Annotated in this window: 1 protein-coding gene and 1 pseudogene; both read right to left on the minus strand. The window is 62.1% G+C overall.

Translation table 11 applies throughout. The annotated features are described in order from the left end of the window. Window positions 1-1,044, minus strand: a 1,044-nt coding sequence (locus EN738_RS34115; protein ID WP_145967042.1) for a microcin C ABC transporter permease YejB, incomplete at its 3' end; no start/stop codon positions are given. Window positions 1,045-1,323: 279 nt separating this feature from the next. Further along, window positions 1,324-1,767, minus strand: a pseudogene (locus tag EN738_RS34125) (ABC transporter substrate-binding protein); the annotation flags it as partial.

Here is a 1,767-nt window from a genome sequence, read left to right on the forward strand (position 1 = left end):
GGACAGAAGATTGATGAACAGGCCGAGCAGCGAGAAGATGTAGAGGTTGGCGAACACCACCGGATAGTCGCGGTCAACGACGGACTTGAATCCGAGCAGGCCGAGCCCGTCGAGCGAGAAGATGTTCTCGATCAACAGCGACCCGGTGAAGAAGGCAGAGATGAAGGCGCCGGGAAAGCCTGCGATGACGATCAGCATGGCGTTGCGGAAGACGTGGCCGTAGAGCACCTTGCGCTCCGACAGGCCCTTGGCGCGCGCCGTCACCACATACTGCTTGCGGATCTCTTCGAGGAACGAGTTCTTGGTCAGCAGCGTCGTCGTGGCGAAGGCTGACAGCACCAGCGCCGTCAGCGGCAAGGTCATGTGCCAGAAATAGTCGACGATCTTGTTCGGCCAGGAGAGCTGATCCCAATTGTCCGAGACAATGCCGCGCAGCGGGAACCAGTCCCAGAACGAGCCGCCGGCAAACAGCACCATCAACAGGATGCCGAACAGGAAGCCGGGAATGGCGTAGCCGACGATGACCACGCCGCTGGTCCAGACGTCGAAGGCCGAGCCGTCCTTGACCGCCTTGCGGATGCCGAGCGGAATCGAGATCAGGTAGGACAGAAGCGTGATCCACAGGCCGATCGAGATCGACACCGGCATCTTTTCCAGGATCAGCTTGAGCACCGAGATGTCGCGGAAATAGCTGTCGCCGAAATCGAAGCGGGCGTAGTTCCACAGCATCATGCCGAAGCGCTCGAGCGGCGGCTTGTCGAAGCCGAACTGCTTTTCCAGCTTCTTGATGAATTCCGGATCGAGCCCTTGCGCGCCGCGATATTTCGAGCTGACGTCGCCGGCGACATCGACATTGCCGCCACCGCCGCCGGCATCGCCACCGCCGCCGCCGAGGCGGTCGGTGCCGCCCTGGTTGGTCAGCCTGGCGATGACCTGCTCGACCGGCCCGCCGGGGGCGAACTGGATGACGGCGAAGGAAATCGCCATGATGCCGAACAGGGTCGGGATCATCAACAGGATGCGGCGCAGTATATAGGCGCCCATCAGGCATCGTCCTTCTTGAGTAGGCCCGCCGTACCTGAAAGCGTCGCCAAGGCAGTCGCTTCAGACCAATTGTCGACGCCGGCGCCGCCCCTCATTGTCCTGCCGGAGATTTCTCCCCGTATAGAGACGGGGAGAAAGGGGCTAGCCCCAATCTCGGCGCTTTCGCTGCGACGCTTGCGATTGGCGAAACCATTGGTGAAGGCCTCCCTCTCCCCGTTACTATACGGGGAGAGGATGCCGGCAGGCAGGTGAGGGGCGGCGCCAACGCCCGCAAGAAATTCACCCTTTGCCAATCTTTGCCGCCTTGCCCTTGTCGACCCACCACAGCGCTTCGACCGGAAAGCCGAAATCGGGTTTCTGCTCGGGAAAGCCGAACATGTCCCAATAGGCGCTTCGGTGATTCGCCAGGAACCAACTTGGAATCCAATCGCGCCGCGCGCGCAAGGCCCGATCGAGCGCCCGCATCGCAACGGTCAGGTTTTCGCGGTCCTTGGCGGCGCCGACGGCGTCGATCAGCGCGTCGATCGCCGGGCTTGCTATGCCCGGCAGGTTGCGCGAGCCGGTGACCGTCGCCGTGCTCGAATGGAAGAAGATCTCGACATCGTCGCGGGTCGGTGTCGCCGAAAAGGAGAAGGCGGCCGACAACAGATCGAAATCGAAGGTCGACTGCCTGAGCTCATACTGCGCCGAATCGACCAGCCTGATCGTGGCGTCGATGCCCAC

This window comes from Mesorhizobium sp. M4B.F.Ca.ET.017.02.2.1, assembly GCF_003998955.1.
GTDB classification, from domain to species: domain Bacteria; phylum Pseudomonadota; class Alphaproteobacteria; order Rhizobiales; family Rhizobiaceae; genus Mesorhizobium; species Mesorhizobium abyssinicae.